General features: G+C 34.8%; 16 protein-coding genes. 6 read left to right on the plus strand and 10 right to left on the minus strand.

Going from position 1 to position 18,696, the window contains the following annotated elements; genetic code table 11:
- Positions 1-108 precede the first annotated feature (108 nt).
- Positions 109-288, plus strand: a complete 180-nt coding sequence (locus HNS40_RS06170) for a hypothetical protein (RefSeq protein WP_172278763.1) — start codon at positions 109-111, stop codon at positions 286-288.
- Positions 289-453: 165 nt separating this feature from the next.
- Here the strand turns inward: HNS40_RS06170 and rsxA are convergent, their stop codons facing one another.
- The 9 genes from rsxA to HNS40_RS06215 form a co-directional block, all read right to left on the minus strand.
- The gene (rsxA, locus tag HNS40_RS06175; protein WP_172278765.1) at positions 454-1,026 is read right to left on the minus strand and encodes an electron transport complex subunit RsxA; all 573 of its coding nucleotides are present in this window, start codon (positions 1,024-1,026) and stop codon (positions 454-456) included.
- Positions 1,027-1,037: 11 nt separating this feature from the next.
- Positions 1,038-1,622 (minus strand): RnfABCDGE type electron transport complex subunit E, encoded by a 585-nt coding sequence (locus tag HNS40_RS06180; RefSeq protein ID WP_172278767.1) that lies wholly within the window; start codon positions 1,620-1,622, stop codon positions 1,038-1,040.
- Complete coding sequence (locus HNS40_RS06185) at positions 1,622-2,209, minus strand: RnfABCDGE type electron transport complex subunit G (protein ID WP_172278769.1); 588 nt, start codon at positions 2,207-2,209, stop codon at positions 1,622-1,624. The genes HNS40_RS06180 and HNS40_RS06185 overlap by 1 nt, the downstream gene beginning before the upstream one ends.
- Entirely contained in the window at positions 2,202-3,206 is a 1,005-nt protein-coding gene (locus HNS40_RS06190) for an RnfABCDGE type electron transport complex subunit D (RefSeq protein WP_172278771.1), read from the minus strand. The genes HNS40_RS06185 and HNS40_RS06190 overlap by 8 nt, the downstream gene beginning before the upstream one ends.
- A 14-nt stretch (positions 3,207-3,220) precedes the next feature.
- Positions 3,221-4,552, minus strand: a complete 1,332-nt coding sequence (gene rsxC, locus HNS40_RS06195) for an electron transport complex subunit RsxC (protein WP_172278773.1) — start codon at positions 4,550-4,552, stop codon at positions 3,221-3,223.
- Between the two features lie 28 nt (positions 4,553-4,580).
- Positions 4,581-5,570: an RnfABCDGE type electron transport complex subunit B gene (locus HNS40_RS06200; protein ID WP_172278775.1), complete on the minus strand. Its 990-nt coding sequence runs from the start codon at positions 5,568-5,570 to the stop codon at positions 4,581-4,583.
- A 319-nt stretch (positions 5,571-5,889) separates the two neighbouring features.
- Positions 5,890-6,255, minus strand: coding sequence for a response regulator (locus HNS40_RS06205; protein WP_172278777.1), 366 nt, complete (start codon positions 6,253-6,255; stop codon positions 5,890-5,892).
- Positions 6,256-6,280: 25 nt separating this feature from the next.
- Positions 6,281-9,022: a tetratricopeptide repeat protein gene (locus HNS40_RS06210; protein WP_172278779.1), complete on the minus strand. Its 2,742-nt coding sequence runs from the start codon at positions 9,020-9,022 to the stop codon at positions 6,281-6,283.
- A 66-nt stretch (positions 9,023-9,088) separates the two neighbouring features.
- On the minus strand, positions 9,089-9,286 hold the full coding sequence (locus HNS40_RS06215) for a hypothetical protein (RefSeq protein WP_172278781.1): 198 nt from the start codon (positions 9,284-9,286) through the stop codon (positions 9,089-9,091).
- Positions 9,287-9,621: 335 nt separating this feature from the next.
- On the opposite strand from HNS40_RS06215, the gene HNS40_RS06220 reads away from it, so the two are divergent.
- Entirely contained in the window at positions 9,622-10,776 is a 1,155-nt protein-coding gene (locus tag HNS40_RS06220; protein ID WP_172278783.1) for a hypothetical protein, read from the plus strand.
- Positions 10,777-10,779: 3 nt separating this feature from the next.
- Here the strand turns inward: HNS40_RS06220 and HNS40_RS06225 are convergent, their stop codons facing one another.
- Complete coding sequence (locus HNS40_RS06225) at positions 10,780-11,511, minus strand: outer membrane beta-barrel protein (RefSeq protein WP_172278785.1); 732 nt, start codon at positions 11,509-11,511, stop codon at positions 10,780-10,782.
- Between the two features lie 381 nt (positions 11,512-11,892).
- Between HNS40_RS06225 and HNS40_RS06230 the strand changes: the two genes are divergently transcribed.
- From HNS40_RS06230 to metK, 4 genes are all read left to right on the plus strand, one after another.
- Entirely contained in the window at positions 11,893-12,618 is a 726-nt protein-coding gene (locus tag HNS40_RS06230; protein WP_172278787.1) for an acyl-[acyl-carrier-protein] thioesterase, read from the plus strand.
- 128 nt (positions 12,619-12,746) lie between these two features.
- Positions 12,747-15,404, plus strand: coding sequence for a glycosyltransferase (locus tag HNS40_RS06235; RefSeq protein ID WP_172278789.1), 2,658 nt, complete (start codon positions 12,747-12,749; stop codon positions 15,402-15,404).
- 2 nt (positions 15,405-15,406) lie between these two features.
- Complete coding sequence (locus tag HNS40_RS06240) at positions 15,407-17,026, plus strand: alpha-glucosidase (RefSeq protein WP_172278791.1); 1,620 nt, start codon at positions 15,407-15,409, stop codon at positions 17,024-17,026.
- 247 nt (positions 17,027-17,273) lie between these two features.
- Entirely contained in the window at positions 17,274-18,527 is a 1,254-nt protein-coding gene (gene metK, locus HNS40_RS06245) for a methionine adenosyltransferase (protein WP_172278793.1), read from the plus strand.
- The last annotated feature ends 169 nt before the right edge of the window (positions 18,528-18,696 follow it).

The raw sequence follows: 18,696 nt of genomic DNA on the forward strand, positions 1-18,696 counted from the left end.
TGAGTGGCACAACTTGCTCCGGTACGAGTGGCACAACTTGCTCCGGTATGAGTGGCACAACTTGCTCCGGTTTGAGTGGCACAGTTACATCGGTATAGGTGGCACAACATGAGTCAGCCTATCCACTACACAGGAAAGCTATTAATTACTATTGATGAAGGAAAACAAGACAGAGGGGCGCATTTTATAAATCTTAATACTACTGATTTAGAAAATGGAATCTATCTGTACACCATTAAAATAGATGGACAAGTGGCAGGTTCTAAAAAAATGGTGGTTTTGAAATAGTATATCATTAAATACCTAAATAGAAATCAAAGCCTTATTAGTATGACTAGTAAGGCTTTTGTATGTCCTCTTAGCAAAAAATGATAATCTAGAGTTTTGTTTTCAATAAAAAAAGCACCACCTAAAAAGGCAGCGCTTGAACTATATATTCAAATTTTATATGCTCTAAACCATTCCGGTAAAACCCATAAATGCTAAAGCTAAAATTCCAGCCATCACCAATGCTATAGGTACACCTTTCATTCCTTTTGGAGCTTCCATTAGGTCCATATGCTCTCTTAAACCAGCAAATAATACCATGGCTAATCCAAAACCAACAGCTGATGCTATAGCGTAAACTACACCTTCCATTAAGTTGAACTCTTTTTGAATGGCTAAGATAGCAACACCCAAAACAGCACAGTTAGTAGTAATAAGAGGAAGGAAAACACCAAGAGCAGCGTAAAGGGGAGGACTTACTTTTTTCAAGATAATCTCTACCATTTGCACTAAAGATGCAATCACTAAAATAAATGTAATGGTTTGTAAGAAACCAATGCTTAAAGGAATCAATACGTAATATTGGATGAGCCAGGTAACAATAGTTGCAATTGTCATTACAAACATTACTGCACCACTCATTCCAACTGAAGTAGATATCTTTCCGGAAACCCCAACAAAAGGACAAATTCCCAGAAACTGCGCCAATACAATATTATTGACAAATATGGCGGATATGATGATAATTATATATTCCATAGTTCTAAGATTTAGGCTTTTTTGTTAATTCTGTTGATAATAGCAATCAGGTAACCCAATGCAATAAAAGCTCCAGGGGCCAATACGAATACTAACATTCCGTCGGCTTCCATAAACTTAATATTGAAAATGGCTCCACTTCCTAATATTTCTCTAACTCCTCCAAGTACAGTTAATGCAAATGAGAATCCAAGTCCCATGCCTAAACCATCGATTAATGAAGAAGAAAAGTTTTGTTTTGAAGCAAATGCTTCTGCACGTCCTAATACCAAGCAGTTTACAACAATTAAAGGAATGAATAAACCTAACTGGTCGAAAAGAGCTGGCATATAAGCTTGCATCGATAACTCAACTATAGTTACAAAAGAAGCAATAATTACAATAAAAGCGGGGATTCTAACTTTATCAGGTATGCCATTTTTAATAATGCTGACTACCATATTAGATCCAAGAAGTACAAAAGTAGTAGCCAATCCCATACCCAAGCCATTAAAGGCAGAGGTGGTGACCCCAAGAGTAGGACAGAGGCCTAATAAAAGAACGAATACCGGGTTTTCTTTGATAAAACCTTTGGTGAAATTTTTCATTTGACTCATTATTTCTTTCCTCCTTTATTTAGTTCGAAAGTTTTGTAAGCTCTTTCCGTGGCATCGCTAAATGCCCTAGAACTGATTGTCGCAGCTGTAATGGCATCAATTTCTCCACCATCTTTAGTGACTTTTAAATTGAAGGTAGCTGGATTTTTATTCTCAAACTGATCTTTAAATTTAGGGTCTGCCATTTTAGTTCCCAAACCTGGAGTTTCTTTATGTTCCAATACAGAGATATTAGAAATAACTCCATCGGGTTTAAAACCTACCATGAGTTTGATTAAACCACTAAATCCCATCATAGTATACGTGTTCACTGCAGTTCCTACATATGCACCTTTATTATAGGCATTATAGAATGTTAATGAATCTTTAGGTTTGTTTCCATCGAAAGACATGACTTTATAAGCTGGTTTTACCTCATCAAATTCTGGTAATACTACTTTTATAGCGTTTTCTATTTTTGCTTTCTTGGCCAATTCGATAGGTTCTTTGGTGACATTATATACTGCCCCAAGAGCTAGTCCGGCTATAGCTGCTACTAAAAACAGCACATAAACCATATTGATGAATGTTGATTGTTTTTTAGCCATGTTTCACCTCCTTACCAAATCTAGTGGGTTTAAAAGAATTATTAAGTAATGGAACTACAGCATTCATAATAAGTATGGCGAAAGACATTCCTTCTGGATAGGCTCCCCAAACACGAATAATGACTGTTAAAACTCCAATTCCGACACCATAAACCAATTGACCTTTTTTGGTCATGGGAGAGGAGACCATATCGGTAGCCATAAATATGGCACCTAGCATCATACCTCCAGTTAGTAGATGGAAAATAGGATTTACATAATGTGTGGGATCAATCAACCAGAAAATACCACTGAATACCACAACTGAAATCAATACGCTTCCAGGGATTTCCCAAGTGATGATTTTTCTCCATAACATATAAATACCACCAAGGATTAAGGCCAGAGCAGATACTTCGCCCATACTACCACCCATGTGGCCCATAAACTGGCCCATAAACTGTGGCATCTCTGGAGAAGTCATTAGTTCTTGTACTGTTTGTCCTGCTTTTAAACCTTCTTTCATCACTCCAAGAGCAGTAGGACCTGTAACAGCATCAGCTAATCCATCAATAATAGGACTTGCTTTTGGCCAACTGGTCATTTGAACAGGGAAGGAGATGAGTAAGAATACACGTCCAACTAATGCTGGATTGAAAGGATTCTTTCCTAAACCCCCAAAGCTCATTTTACCCATTCCTATCGCTACTAAAGCACCAATGATAATAATCCACCAAGGCAGATTACTAGGTACATTGAAAGCCAAGAGGATTCCGGTAATGGCTGCTGAACCATCCATAATGGTATTGCTGCCTTTTAATAAATATTTTTGGATAGCCCATTCGAAGAAAATGGAAGCTGCTACCGCAATAAAAATAACACGCATGGCATCGAGGCCAAAGAAGTATATGGAAACCAGCATGGCCGGAATCATGGCATATACTACTCCCCACATGATTTTCTTGGTCGACATATCGCCATGAACGTGAGGGGATGCAGATACTGTTAATAAACTCATCTTTTCTTATCGTTTTATTTCTTGTTTCTATTCCTGATGATTCCACCTACTTTATTCTTTCCAAACCTGATGAAGTCGAGAAGAGGAATGTTAGCAGGACAAGTATACGAGCAAGAACCACATTCAATACAGTCCATCACTCTTTCGTTTTCTACCTTATCAAACATTTGAAGCTTGCTGGTTTTAGAAAGGTAAACTGGTTCTAGTCCCATTGGGCAAACCTGAACACATTTAGCACAGCGGATACAATTGCTTGTTTCGCCACGTTTGCTTTCATTCTCAGGCATGATTAAAATACCAGAAGTTCCTTTTACTACAGGTACATCAGTATTTAATAATGCTTTTCCCATCATAGGACCACCATTGATGATTTTGCCAGTATCTTCAGGTAAACCTTCGGCAGCTTCAATGAGTTCCTTAACTGGAGTACCAATTCTAACCATAAAGTTAGATGGCTTCTTCACTGATTTGCCAGTTACAGTCACCACACGTTCTATTAATGGTTTGTTCTTTTGGATCGCTTCATAAACAGCCAATGCAGTACCCACATTGTTGACTACACAACCTACTTCTAGAGGAAGTTTCCCAGATGGAACCTCTTTACCAGTAATGGCTTGTATCAACTGCTTTTCACCACCTTGGGGATATTGAACTTTTAGAGGATGGATTTCGATACCTTTGAAATTCTTGGCTAATCTTTTAAGCTCCTCTATAGCATCTGGTTTGTTGTTTTCTACACCAATTAAGGCTTTGTCAACATTTAGACCCTTCATGAGGATGCTAATACCAATCATCATTTCCTCACCACGCTCTAACATTAAGCGATGATCGGAAGTCAAATAAGGCTCACATTCCACTCCATTAATAACTAGAAATTCTACTTTCTTTCCTTCAGGAACCATTAACTTAACAAAAGAAGGGAAGGTAGCGCCACCAAGCCCTACTACCCCCATCTCGTTAATCTTGTCAACAATTTCTTTGTTTGAAAGCTTAATATCTTTTACGATATCTTTACTTTGATCGATGTTCTCTAGCCATTCATCACCCTCCACATTAATAATGATTGAAGGTTTACGGTATCCACTAGAATCATAGACATCATCAATTTTAAATACTTTCCCCGATACAGGTGAGTGAATATTGGCAGAGATAAAACCACTAGCTTTAGCCAATAATTGCCCTACTTTAATTTCGTCACCTTTTTTTACTACTGGCGTTGCAGGAGCTCCTAAGTGTTGACCTATTGGAACTGTTACTTGCTTTGGTAGCGGAAGATATTCAATGGCTGCTTGAGCCGATAATTTGTTTTCAGGTGGATGTACACCACCAAGTTTAAAAGTCTTCATTTAATACCCCTTTTATTTATTTAGAGAATTAAGCTTTTTCTGTATTTTCTTTAGCATCAGAGTCCTTTTTAGCAATAGGCTCTTCAACTTTCTTCACCTCTTTTTCCACTTTTGCAGCAGGAACAGCTTTTTCAGCAACGGCTACTTTTGCAGGAGCTTCTTTTTTAGCAGCAGGCTTTTCACCTTCTGGCTTTAGCTTTCTAAGAGGGAAATTGATTTCGTGAATGGCGTTTGTTGGACAAACGGGTTCGCATTTTCTACATAGCTTACACTTTTCAAAATCGATATAAGCTCTGTTGTTCTTCATTTCGATGGCATCGAAAGGACAAACTTTGAAACATTTAGAACATCCGATACAAGCTACATCGCAGTTTTTCTTAGCTGGAGCACCTTTTTCTTCATTTACACAGGCTACAAAGATTCTACGTTCTTTTTTACCTAGGTTTCTTAGTTCAATAATATCCTTGGGACAAGCAACAATACAAGCATTACAAGCCACGCAATTTGCTGTTACTTCAGGTAACATGGTTTCAGGATTGATGTGGATGGCATCGAAATCACAAGATACTTCACAGTCACCTAATCCTAGGCAACCATAAGAACATCCTCCTTCTCCAGAAAATACAGTAGCGGCAGCTGCACAATTGGCAATACCATCGTATTTAACTTTAGCAGGTGAATTGACCACAGAACCACTACATCTTACAACAGCTATTTGAGGTTCGGCCATTGCGGCTTCCATGCCCATTACCTTACCAACATCAACCATTACATCGCTTCCTCCTACAGGGCAATTAAAGCCTTCTAGAGTAGCTTTTTTAACAATAGCTTCAGCAAAAGCTCTACAACCAGCATAACCACAGCCACCACAATTGGCACTGGGTAATACTTCTTCTACATCATCGATACGTGGATCTTCAAAAACTTTGAATTTTTGTGCCACAAAATATAGAATTACAGCAGCAACAATGGCTAAAACCCCTAGAGAACTTACGGCATAAATAATAACTTCGTTCACGGTATTTATGTTTTGTTTTTAATTTTGTTATACTCAACTAAAACAGGTTGATGGACAAAAATAGAAACATTAGTCGTATAGTCCTTGCTTTTACAGTTGTTGTATGTTTGGACTTAAGGGTCTGTAAATCAGTATATAACGATTTGTTTGATTATTTTGACACAAAAAATGCATTTGTAAATAGCACTATGTCAGTAGGATACAAAATTGTTTAGAAGACTTCTAAATTTCATTCTAAATAAGAGTTTGTATCTTAGTATAATTATGTAAAAAACAGATATATAAGAGGTTGGCTTATTGTTTTTTAAATAACAATAGCTTATCCTATCAAGGTGGCAATAGCCTCAAGAATTTCCTTGTTTTCAAAAGGTTTTTCAAATGTTAGGGTTGCTCCAAGTAATCTTGCCGATCTCAGGTTATCCATGGCATTTGTTCTTCCTCCTCCTGAAACAGCAATGATCTTTATGTCTTTAAATTCCTTTTTTAAATCGAGGATGGTTTCTATGCCTTCTTTGTCAGGCATGATAATATCTGTAATAACAAGCTGGGGTTGGTGTTCGCTGTAGAGTTCTTTAGCGTATCTGCCATCTGTTGCTTCAATTACTTCGTAATTATTACGTTTTAGTAAAACGGCAAACATTTCTCTAAAATGGGTATCATCATCAATTAATAAAATCTTCTTCATGGCTGTGTTTTTTTGGTAAATACAATTAAATTATCGGTAAATATAATGAAAAAATAGTTCCTTTTCCAAATTCTGATTCCACTGTTATTTTGCCATTATGTTGCTTCACTATTCCAGTAACAACAGATAAACCAAGGCCTGTTCCCTTTCCAACTTCTTTAGTAGTAAAGAAGGGTTCGAATACTCTTTGAATGGTTTCTTTATCCATTCCAATACCATCATCAGATATTTTAAGACAAATCATTTTTTTATGGTCAAACTCTGCTAAAGTCATGTTAGGAAAGGCTTCAATTTTGACACTACCATTATGATCATCAATTGCATGAAATGCATTGGTTATAATATTTATGATAACTTGTGTAATTTGGTTTTTATCTGCAAGTAATTCTATATTGAATTCTTCGTTTGGATAGATGAGATCAATATTTTTAGGTTTAGATCCCTTAATAATATCTATGCTATCTGTCAACAGTTGGTCGAAGGATATCTTATCCATAATAATATCTTTTCCTCGACTAAAGGTGAGTAGTTTTTGAACAGTTTGTTGGGATAGAGTAACTGCTTTCATGGTATTGGTTAAATAGGTATGCACATGATGGTCAGTTTCAATATCTTCCAAGGACATATCCACATATCCCTTGATAGTAGCCAAGTAGTTATTAAAATCATGAGCAATTCCTCCAGCCATGGTTCCTACAGTTTCCATTTTTTGGGTTTGAATTAATTGGCTTTCCATTACTCGTTTTTCTTTCTTGTCTTTTTCAATTTGAGTGATATCCTTAATGTAGAAAGCTAAAGAAACAATATTTTGATTCATATCAATGATAGGACTAATCTTGATATTGAATATATTCTTATCATCAACCACATGTAACTCTTTATAAGTTTTAGAGCTGAGAACTAATTCTGAGAATTTCTCTAATACAACTCTATTGGTTTTCTTGAAGAAGCTGAAAATGGATTTGTTTAAAATATTTGCTTGATCGGGGAGGAAACCGTTTAAATCATTAGAGTTTGCTGTGATGATTTCTCCATGAATATCCACTAATATGGTAGAATCGAAACTAGCGTCGAGAAGCGCTTTTATTTTCTGCTCACTCTCCAAAAGTACATTGTACTGTTGCTTAATCTGCTTTTGAGAACGTTGGTTTAAGAAATAAAGCCAAACAAAGAAAACTAGTATGATAATGAGGACAATAATAATGAAAAATAAACGGTTTCTTTTGGTTTGGTTTTCTAATGTGAAAACCTTTTGTTCATTAGCTAGTTTTTCTAAATCTTTTTCTCGTTCTTGATTTTCTAATTTTAGTGACATATAGTCAATACGACTACTAACATGTTCATTATAAATGGTATCGTTCAGTTCTTTAAAAGCTTTATAATAGTATAATGCTTGTTTAAAATCTTCTAGTCGTTCATAGTTTTTAGAGGCAGCCTCATAGCCTATTTGGATAATGTTTGTTGCATTGATTTGAATAGCTATTTCAAGTCCTTTATTGTAGTATTCTACAGATAATGAGTCGTTTAGTAGTGTTTCATGAGCTTTAGCGTAATCAATAAAGAGGTTAGCCAAGTCGAGTTTGCTCCCGAATTTTTCAAAAACACTTTTGGCATCTTCAAAATATGAAAATGCTAAGGGATATTTGCCCATAGCCACATAAACATTGGCAATCATACTCTTCGATTGAGCAATTCCTAGTGTGCGGTTGTTATTCATTTCATACCTCATACTTTTATTCAAAAGAATCAGTGCGGAATCGTAGTTCCCTTCTGTATAGAGTATGTCTCCTAAATTATGTTGAATTATCGAGACTGTTTCGTCCTGACCGTATTCTTCAGCTAACCGAAGGGCGCGTTGGTAATAAGTTTTGGCCTTATTTAAGTCCTTGGTTTCCTGATAAACCAAAGCTATATTGGAAAGATCTATTGATAGTTCTTTTTCTAAGCCCAGTGCTTGCGTTAATTCTTGACCTTGAAGAAATAGGCTTAGGGCTTCATCATACACTCCCCAATCTAAATAAATGAGTGCTTTATTACTTATAGCATAAGAGATACTCAGTGTGTCGTTTAATTGACGAGCAATATATTCGCATTTATCATAATTAAATATAGATTGTTTGTAATTACCTATGTCGGAATGAATAATACCGAGGCTATTATAAGAGTTTACTAATTTGTATGTTAATTGGTTCTCTTGTTCTATAATGATAGCTGTATCTATATAGGCAATTGCATATTCTTGGTTGCCTAAATCTTTATAATTGCTAGATAATAATTGATAAAAATCAGATAAATCGCTAGGCTCTATTTGTTCAATATATTTGTCCAATGCAAATTTTAAGGTATCATTAGATTCTTTGGTTTTATGAATTCTAGATAGACCTTCACCTATACCGTATATCGAGTTCGCTGCTTTTTTTGGTTTGTTTATTTTATTATATATTTCGTAAGACTTTTGATAAAAGGTTAGTCCGCTTAAAACTTTATTATTGTCATAGGAATACTGGCCTTTAAACATATAGGCATTAGCCAATCCGTATTTATAATCAAGTCTTTTTGAAAGTTCGATGGCTTCTGTGATCAACTCTTCACTGTAATTGGGTTCATTATGTCTTAGTTTGAATGATAGTTCTACAGCAGCATCAACCCATTTTTTATTCTGACTTAAACCAAGAATATTTTGGAGACTGTCAATTTCGCGATTAGCATTCTGACTCAATACTATTCCAGAAATTAATATTAAAAGGAGACAAAGGTTTTTTCTCATGTTTTGTGTTCAATTCAGCAGCTAAAACTACAAAAAAAACCGATATGTGAATTATTATTTGCTTTGCTACTCAGAGAATATTTCTTGCAACATCTGAATCCCTCTCGATTTCATAGTATAGGATTTTTCATGCTGGTTAGAGTCAGAACTTGTATCTACATGCCCATCTTTACCATGCGTAGGTCTTTTATAGGAGTTTCTAATGATACCAGTGTAAAATAATTTCCTTTTCTCTTGAATTAGGCTATAGATGCTTCCGTTCATAATAATAGATTGTTTTGTGGTCAATAAGATAAAATTCTGAAGCAAAAGTATCTTGTAATAGGCTGTTTGTCAATTATTTTAAGCTTAAGTTGTGTTGTAAAGTACAAGTTAAGTCCTGTTAGGTAAACTTAAGCTGAATGAAATAAATTAAGAAAAAACTTAAAATTGTTATGAAAATCTTGATTATTCATGAGGAATTGTCTTACATTTATACGAATTTTGCAAAAAGGCTGTTTTTTAAAATGCTACCTTATGGATTTAAGATCTGAAAAAGAACATTTTTAAGCTTTAGCAAAACTTAAGAAAACCAAAATTACTTAATCAATTATTGTTTAATGAAGAATCAGTTTAGTTTTTTAAATCTTCCGGCTATAACAGCTCTTGAGCATGCGGTGCATTTATTGCCTGGATTGGATAGGGTTGATTTATTGTGGAATGATCCTAGAACAGCTGAGTTAACATTATTATCGGTTGATAAAGAAGACTCCTCTTCCATAAAGAATATAAGTTTATCCTCAAACAGTATATCTAAGCTCAATCAGTTTCGCTATCAAAAATCCTCAGTGGCTTGGTATAGCCAAGATGAGCTGCCTTTTAGCGAAAATGAAAGTGAATTAATGGAGGAGGACCTATTTAGTGAAGTGTTGAAGAGTATGCTTTGTTTGAGTTTTTCCAGTGATATAGATGCTTTTAGTGATGTTTATATCTTTTATTTCCGTAAAGATGCAAGTGAGTTTGGTCCTATTAAGTCTGGTAATATCTTAAATACTCAACAAAAAATGATAATTGGAAGACTGTTATTTAATAGCCTAAAAACTATTTTAACTCAATTAAATTCCAATAGAGAAGCCATGATGGAATATAATAAAAGTATTTCAGAAATGGTTCAGTACCAACAGCAACAATTGAAAATACATAAACAAGAATCCGATGATTTTAAATCTCAATTGGATGTCATTCTTTTTAAATTGGTAGATTCTGTTAAAAGCCCTGGTGATATTATTGTTTTAGAGGATAAAGCTAAGGAATTACTAAGGCCATTCTTATATGATTATGATAAAGTTAAGCTGGCTTTAAGAAAAGCTTTAGTTTTTGTAAAAACACTTCAGTTTGGCTTAAATCATAATCAAATTATTCTATCTGCAGTTCATTTTAAAGAATTTGAAAAAATAGAGGAAGCTGCAAAAGATCAAATTGAGCAAGGAAAAGGATCCTATGTAACCCATACTAAGACCTATCAGTTTTTGGAGGATTTAGAATTTGCTGCAGAACAATTGACATTGAAAGGAGTAAAGTTGACGAGTGCAAGGGTAGGACAAACTTTAGAGAATTCAATTACAGCGGCAGCTATTTCTGATAAGATTAAAAACCATAGGCGTAAGATTATAATGTTATTGGAGCAGTACCCTGAGAAATGGAATTTGATAAGAAATAGGTTTAGGCCTATTATTAATATTCAAGAAAGAGCTAATGAATCAAAGGTAGCTTAAAAATTATCTTCTTCTTCGACCAAAAGCAGATGAGCCTTTTGTGTCTGCAAAGCCAAATCGATATCTCAGCCCAGCTTTCAAATACATGAAATTATCTTTCCCACCATCAGTGGTGAGATCCAATTCGTCCGACATTCCATAATGGTAATCTAGTTCAACTAATATATCTATTTGGTTAAATATCTCATAGGAGACACCAAGCCCAATATTAAATTCTAAAGTTGAAACTTTAGTGGCGTAGTTGAGGCTGTCGATAGGGGTTCCGTATCCTTCTTCTTCTATACTATAAAGAATAGGCTTTGTGCTTGCTAAGCCAACTCCTACAATTCCATATACAGAGAATATTGGGATATAATCTGTATCGCCAAATATGCTAGAGAAATTGATTAAGAATTGACCACCATAATTTGTAAGGCTAGCATCATATCTTATTCCTCTTTCATTATTAGTGGCTTTGAATCCTCCAGAAGTGAAATAGGCTCTTGCTGAAAGGTATTTGTTAAAGCTTTTTCCAGCAGTTATACCAAATGCAAATTTACTTTCCTCTTTTATTTTTAAGATGGGATCATAATTGAATACTCCAAGGGTGCCATAAAAACTTGTAACACCTGTGTTTACATCTATAAACCAGCTGTTTTCGTTTCTTGAGTTATCTTGGCGAAATTTCATTTGTGCATTGGAACTGATGTATATTCCAAGTAAAAACAGAGCCAGTAAGCTATATTTAATTTTCATCAATTGTATAAATTATATAAAAAATCCCCTTGGGGCAAAAGTAAAAGATTTCTTGATATATCGTTTCTATTAATGTGTAATAATAAAAGATTGGCTGATATTCAACACAGACTTCTGAAGAGCTATTGGGATAACTAGAGGAAATTTGAGGAAGATAGTGAGCTAAGTATAGAAATCCACTTGTGGAAAAGCCAATAATATGTCATTTTTCAACTAAAAACAATTTGATATCGCCTGGTATATCTTCTTGAATTTCAGATTGAACCTAATGTGTTTTTTGCTTTATATGGAAGCTATTTATTAATTGACCTCAGGTTTTTAGGAATATATTTGAGCAAATATATATTACTGTACTTTTGAATTCATTAAAAAATATCACTTATGCAAAGAGATACAGTTGGGGTATATCCCTACAGAATTAAATCTTATGAATCTGATTTTAATGGCAAAATGTCATTAAATGCAAGTTTTTTATTTCTCCAAGAAAGTGCTTGGCAAAATGCCTTAGAAAATGGTTTTGGATACGAATATCTAGAAAAAGAAAATGCCATATGGGTATTGACAAGGGTTTTGATTCAAATTGATAAATGGCCCTCTTGGAAAGATGAAGTAATAGTAAAGACTTGGCCTCGAATTGCTGAAGGTTTATTTGCTTTGCGTGATTATCAGATCTTATTGGGGGAGCGTGTTGTGGCTAAGATTGCTAGTTCATGGTTGGTTTTAGATAAAGATACTAAGCGTCCTCGTAGAATAAGTGATTTTGACTTTGGAAGGCAGGATTTTCTAAAAGCTCAGGCCATTGATAAACCACTTAGGAAACTTGGTTTATCTATGCTAATGACAAAAGTAGACCATAGAAAAGTATATTCCAGCGATCTAGATATTAATAAACATGTTAATAATGCCACCTATGTTAAATGGATAATGGATGCCTATTTTAGTGCGGAATCAGAATATTTAAAAGAGTTCGAAATTAATTTTATAGGAGAGTTGGTTTTAAATGATGAATTCGGAATTTTTGAGGGCCAAATAGAAGGGGAGTATTTTTATCAAATTAAAAGTATAAAGGATAAAGAAATCTGCAGGGCTCGTATTCGTATAAAATAAATATGAAGCTCTAAAAAAGTTAGTTTTAAATCTGCAGGTTTTTCTCTAATGTTTTAACTTAGCTCTAACATTGAGTTTACCTACTTTTTTCTAAATCCACCTAATCTTGCTTTATCAAAAAAGCAAAGATGAAAAGGACTTCAAATTATTCTATATTTCAATCCCAACTTCAAAAAGGGCTTGAAGATTTTACCGCAAAAAAATTCCAATTTGCAGGCTCTTCAGAAATTATAAAACTCGATATGCACTGTCACGACTATAACAGTGATAAGCCAGATGAGATATTGGGGCGGATTTTAAATGTTTCTGAAACTTGGTTAGAGTCGGAAACCCTCCTCCAATCATTAAAAAAGCATGGCTGCAATGCTTTTACCATCACCAATCATAATAATGCGCGTTCTTGTTGGGAGATGCAGGATAAAGGATTTGATGTTTTATCTGCTGCAGAATTTTCATGTCATGTCCCCGATTTTAATGTTGGTATTCATGTTTTAGCCTATGGTTTTAACCCCCGTGAAGAACAGGTATTACTCAAATTAAGGCGAAATATTTATCATTTTCAAGAATATGCACTGCAGCAAAATATTCCCACGGTTTGGGCGCATCCATTATATTTTTATGCTCCAAAAGGCTTGCCTTCCATAGATTTTTTTAATAAAATGCTATTGGTTTTTGAACGATTTGAGGTGTTGAACGGGCAAAGAGATACCTGGCAAAATATGTTAAGTCTAGAATGGTTGAAAACTTTTGATGAGGAAAAAATGATTCACTATGCCAAGAAATATGATGTTCAACCCCATGATTATTGTTTTAAACCTTTAGAGAAAAGCTATACAGGTGGCTCTGATAGCCATATGGGTATTTTTGCAGGATTAACAGGTACTCAGTTATATATTCCTAACTTGGCTGTTAGGAAGCTTGATGAGTCCATGTCTTCATTGGCATTAGAAGCCATTATAAATGGAGATATGATCCCTTTTGGGGCTAATAATAGCAGTGAAAAGATGGCCATAGCTTTTCTTGATTATGTTTGTCAAATAGCCATTCATCATAAAGATCCTGGTTTGTTTAGGATTCTTTTACATAAAGGAACAATGGCAGATAAATCCATAGCGCTTTTGGTGACGAATGCTTTTGGTGAGATTCGTAGACATAAAGTAACCATGAATTTTATAGAGTTGTTTCACAAGAGTTTTTTAGGGAAAGTGCCGAGCAAAACTAAAAAGTGGTTTATTCCATCAGTTTATAAGCCTGTCTTTGATGATGCTAAAAAGATAGCGGATACTTTTAATCATAGGCCGACTGATATGGTGAAGGATTATGATGAAGCCATTAGTTCGATTAGTAATCAATTAAATCTTGTTTTGGCGCAGCGATTTGGGCTTAAGATGCAAGAAATGTTGAAGGATGGGCAATTGCAAAAACTGAAATTGAGTACCATCATCGAGAAGCTTGAGCTGCCTTCTGAACTCAGGGTATATTTGGATGAAAATATAAAATCTAAAAATAAGAGGATTCATAAACCAGACATAGGGAAGTTTTTAGATGGTTTGAATTTTCCATTTTTGGCCTCCTCATTAATACTTTCGGCTCATTTTACTTCCGCTAAAGTATTGTATAGTAATAGACCTCTGTTGAATAGTATTTCTGAAATCACTGGAAAATATAAACATCCAAAGCGTATGTTATGGATGACCGATACCTTTAACGATCAGAACGGGGTATCCATGGTTTTGAAATCGGTTTTGCAGGTCATTAAAGAAAGAAATTTGCCTATTGATATTTTAATAGCGAGTTATAAAATAAAACCAGAGGAGCATTTGAAAGTGATTAAACCTATTTCGGAATTTGATATTCCCAATTATAGTTCACAATCCATAAGGATACCTAATTTCTTAGAAATACATCGTTTGTTTCAAGATGGAGACTATGACCGCTTAATGTGCTCAACAGAAGGGCCAATGGGTTTGGCTGCTTTATATTTGAAACATGCTTTTTCAGTGAAATCATTTTTTTATTTGCATACTGACTGGATGATGTTTGCCAAAAAGGTTCTTAAATTCGATCGGCCAGCCTCGAGTCGATTGAGAAGAATACTTCGGACTTATTATAGCAATTTCGATGGTTTGTTTGTGTTGAACAAGGATCAGAAGAAGTGGTTGAGTAATAAACAAATGAACCTAAAAAGTAAACACCTGCATCTTACCGCTCATTGGGTTGATGAAGCTTTTAAGCCTCAAAAGGTGAAAAAAGAGGAGGTCTTTGGAATTGCAAGTGATGTGCCCGTGTTGTTGTATGCAGGACGTGTAAGTAGAGAGAAAGGAGTAGACGAGCTTGTCGAGATATTTACGCAGGCTAAAAAGGATATTCCGAAATTAAGACTTCTCGTAATCGGAACTGGGCCTTTTGAAGAAGAAATGAAAGAAAAACTACCCGATGAATTATTTTTTGGATGGGTGGAGCGCCATGAATTACCTAGATATTATTCCGCTGCAGATCTTCTTGTTTTGCCAAGTAAGTTCGATACTTTTAGCATGGTAGTTCTTGAGTCTATTTCTTGTGGATTACCTGTTGTAGCATATGATTCAAAAGGCCCTAAGGATATTTTATCTGGAACAGAGGCAGGGTTTCTTGTCAAAAGAAAATTAGAAATGAGTGGGCAGATTGCAAGCTATTTTCAAGATGAAAGCTTAAGAAGTAAAATGATAAAAGCGGCGGTTTTGCGTTCTCAAGACTATTCTTCAAAATTAATTATGGACGACTTGCTTAAAGTGGTAGAGCTCTAAAAATGAAAGAAAATCAAGTTAAGAGGGATTTTATTTGGTGGAAACATGGAGTTATTTATCATATATATCCACGTAGCTTTTATGATACCAATAATGATGGTATTGGGGATTTGCAAGGAGTGATAGAAAAAATCCCTTACCTTAAAGAGCTTGGCGTCGATGCTATTTGGCTTTCTCCTGTTTATCCATCACCATTTAAAGATTCAGGCTATGATATTTCAGATTATACTTCTATTGATAGTAGCTATGGTGATTTGGCTGACTTTAGACTTCTGTTGAATAAAGCTCATGCATCAGGTATAAAAATTATTATGGATTTGGTGATGAACCATACTTCTGATCAACATCCATGGTTTTTGGAATCTTCATCTTCTATTGATAATCCTAAAAGAGATTGGTATATCTGGGGGAAGCCAAAGGATGGTCAGGTTCCGAATAATTGGAAGTCGGTATTTGGTAAAAGTGCTTGGCAGTATGAAGAGCAAACTCAGTCTTATTATTTGCATAGTTTTTTTAAGGAGCAACCAGATTTGAATTGGAGGAAAAAGGCAATGAGGGAGCAGTATTTTAAAGAGATTGAATTTTGGCTGAATTTGGGTGTAGATGGTTTTAGGCTCGATGTGATCAATATGATAGGTAAGGATAGAAAGCTTAGAGATAATCCATCTTTATTACGTTTTCTCTTAACTGATTCTCATTGGTTTAATAGAAATAGGCCTAGATCCTATAAAATTGTAAGGAAATTGCGAAAATTAGTCGATTCTTATCCTGATAAGGTTTTGATTGGGGAGGTTTTTAATCCACCACCTGGGGATGCTAAACTAGTAGCTTCTTATCTTGGAAATGGTAAAGATAGCTTACATATGGCTTTTGATTTTTCCTTGTTCTTTAAGCGCTGGGATGCTAAAAAATTCTATAAGAGCATTGCGAAATTGCAGAAGGAAATACCTGTAAAAGCTTGGCCCTGTTTTGTGCTTTCTAATCATGATTTGAGTAGGGGGATGAATAGATTTGGTAAACATAAATATGAAAAAGCCAAAATTGCTGCATTGCTTCTGTTGACCATAAGAGGAACTCCCTTTATTTATTATGGCGAAGAAATTGGAATGTCTAATATCAAATTAAAAAGGAATACCATAGTAGATCCTTTGGGGTTAAAATATTGGCCTTTTTATAAAGGCCGAGATCGGTCTCGTTCACCTATGCAGTGGAATGCCTCTAAAAATGCGGGATTTAGTTATCATGAACCTTGGTTGCCCATAAATGATAATCATGCCTTTATTAATGTTGAAGATCAGAAAAATGAGCCTGATTCAATATTGAATTTATATAAAAGTTTGATCAGCTTGAGAAAGCAGTATAAGAGTCTTCAAAAGGGAAAGTGGCAAACCATTTTAAAAGGTGATGACCAGCTATTGGCTTATTATCGTTCTTATAAAAAGGAGAAGCTTTTAATTGTTCTAAACTTTTCGGCTAAAACTAAAAATATGGAACTTCCCAAAGGTAAATTTGAATTGATTTTCAGTATAGCGCCTCGATATTCAGATTTAAACAATGAAAACCGATTTTTTGAAATCATTCCATACTCAGGGCTAATTTTTAAGAAAGAAATGAATCGATAATGGCATAATGAATTTGGTAATTTTGTTATCATTTTCCAAATTAGCTCTAAATAGGGCCGTTTTATATAAAAGGGTAGAATTTCATGATAAATTATCTCTAATTTTATTTATCTTTGCCCTCGAAATGAGTGGAAAGATTTGATTTGCTTGCAACCACATTAAAAAAATGCTAAAACAATAATGTCTTTACATTTCCTTGCAAGCGTCTTTCCCGTAAATATTTAAAAAATTATAAAATATAAATAAAATGGGATATTTATTCACATCCGAATCTGTTTCCGAAGGTCATCCAGACAAAGTTTCTGATCAGATTTCTGACGCATTATTAGATGCTTTTATCGCTTATGACGCTGATTCTAAAGTTGCCATCGAGACTCTTGTTACTACTGGTCAAGTAGTTTTAGCAGGAGAAGTTAAATCTAATACCTATGTTGATGTTCAGCAGGTGGCACGTGAAGTCATTAATAAAATAGGATATACCAAGAGCGAATATATGTTCGATGGTAATTCTTGCGGTGTTTTATCGGCTATTCATGAACAATCGGATGATATTAACCGTGGAGTAGATAAGGTAAATAAAGAAGACCAAGGTGCTGGTGACCAAGGAATGATGTTTGGTTATGCTTGTAAAGATACTGATTCTTACATGCCTTTAGCATTAGAGATTTCGCATATTCTTCTTTATGAAATGGCTGCTATTCGTCGTGAAGGTAAAGAAATGACTTACTTACGTCCTGATAGCAAGAGTCAGGTAACTGTAGAGTATGGTGATGATAACCAACCTGTCAGAATTGATACTATCGTTGTTTCAACTCAGCATGATGAATTTGATGATGATGAGCCTATGGTTCAAAAAATTAAAGAGGATGTTATTAATATTTTAGTGCCTCGTGTAAAAGCTTTATTGCCTGAAAAAATACAATCATTATTCAATGAAGAAATCATATATCATGTAAATCCTACAGGAAAGTTCGTGATAGGTGGTCCCCATGGTGATACTGGTTTGACAGGCCGTAAGATTATTGTTGACACCTATGGTGGTAAAGGTGCTCATGGTGGTGGAGCTTTCTCTGGTAAGGATCCTAGTAAAGTAGACAGGTCTGCGGCTTATGCTTCTCGTCATATTGCAAAAAACATGGTGGCAGCAGGAATAGCTAATGAAGTATTAGTACAGTTGAGTTATGCTATTGGAGTCGCGCAACCGGTTGGTGTTTATGTAAATACTTATGGAAGTTCTCAGGTAGAATTGTCTGATGGTGAAATTGCAAAAATGATTCAAGAAGTATTTGACCTTCGTCCAGCTTTTATTGAAGATAGGTTAAAACTTAGAAACCCAATTTATGCTGAAACAGCATCTTATGGTCATATGGGAAGAACTCCAAAAACTGTGAAGAAAAAATTCCATAGTCCTTATCAAGGTGATAAAGAAGTAGAAGTAGAATTGTTTACCTGGGAGAAATTAGACTATGTTGATGTATTAAAAACAGCATTTGGTTTATAATCTATGCAAAATTTAGATATTGAAAGCCTGGCGGATGTCAGGCTTTCTTTTTAGGTTTGGATCAATTTATCATATTGGCTGACTATGCTTATTATACCAATTAAATATCAAACTTACTCAATTGTTCTAGGGTATAACTTATTTTAGGTCATATATACAGATTTCATTA

Source organism: Lentimicrobium sp. S6 (assembly GCF_013166635.1).
In the GTDB taxonomy this organism is placed as follows: Bacteria; Bacteroidota; Bacteroidia; order Bacteroidales; family UBA12170; genus UBA12170.

Bases quoted from the DNA above. Each gene is read 5' to 3' on its own strand.
- HNS40_RS06170 (WP_172278763.1), top strand. From the start codon at position 109: ATGAGTCAGCCTATCCACTACACAGGAAAGCTATTAATTACTATTGAT.
- rsxA (WP_172278765.1), bottom strand. From the start codon at position 1,026: ATGGAATATATAATTATCATCATATCCGCCATATTTGTCAATAATATT.
- HNS40_RS06180 (WP_172278767.1), bottom strand. From the start codon at position 1,622: ATGAGTCAAATGAAAAATTTCACCAAAGGTTTTATCAAAGAAAACCCG.
- HNS40_RS06185 (WP_172278769.1), bottom strand. From the start codon at position 2,209: ATGGCTAAAAAACAATCAACATTCATCAATATGGTTTATGTGCTGTTT.
- HNS40_RS06190 (WP_172278771.1), bottom strand. From the start codon at position 3,206: ATGAGTTTATTAACAGTATCTGCATCCCCTCACGTTCATGGCGATATG.
- rsxC (WP_172278773.1), bottom strand. From the start codon at position 4,552: ATGAAGACTTTTAAACTTGGTGGTGTACATCCACCTGAAAACAAATTA.
- HNS40_RS06205 (WP_172278777.1), bottom strand. From the start codon at position 6,255: ATGAAGAAGATTTTATTAATTGATGATGATACCCATTTTAGAGAAATG.
- HNS40_RS06210 (WP_172278779.1), bottom strand. From the start codon at position 9,022: ATGAGAAAAAACCTTTGTCTCCTTTTAATATTAATTTCTGGAATAGTA.
- HNS40_RS06215 (WP_172278781.1), bottom strand. From the start codon at position 9,286: ATGAACGGAAGCATCTATAGCCTAATTCAAGAGAAAAGGAAATTATTT.
- HNS40_RS06220 (WP_172278783.1), top strand. From the start codon at position 9,622: ATGAAGAATCAGTTTAGTTTTTTAAATCTTCCGGCTATAACAGCTCTT.
- HNS40_RS06225 (WP_172278785.1), bottom strand. From the start codon at position 11,511: ATGAAAATTAAATATAGCTTACTGGCTCTGTTTTTACTTGGAATATAC.
- HNS40_RS06230 (WP_172278787.1), top strand. From the start codon at position 11,893: ATGCAAAGAGATACAGTTGGGGTATATCCCTACAGAATTAAATCTTAT.
- HNS40_RS06235 (WP_172278789.1), top strand. From the start codon at position 12,747: ATGAAAAGGACTTCAAATTATTCTATATTTCAATCCCAACTTCAAAAA.
- HNS40_RS06240 (WP_172278791.1), top strand. From the start codon at position 15,407: ATGAAAGAAAATCAAGTTAAGAGGGATTTTATTTGGTGGAAACATGGA.
- metK (WP_172278793.1), top strand. From the start codon at position 17,274: ATGGGATATTTATTCACATCCGAATCTGTTTCCGAAGGTCATCCAGAC.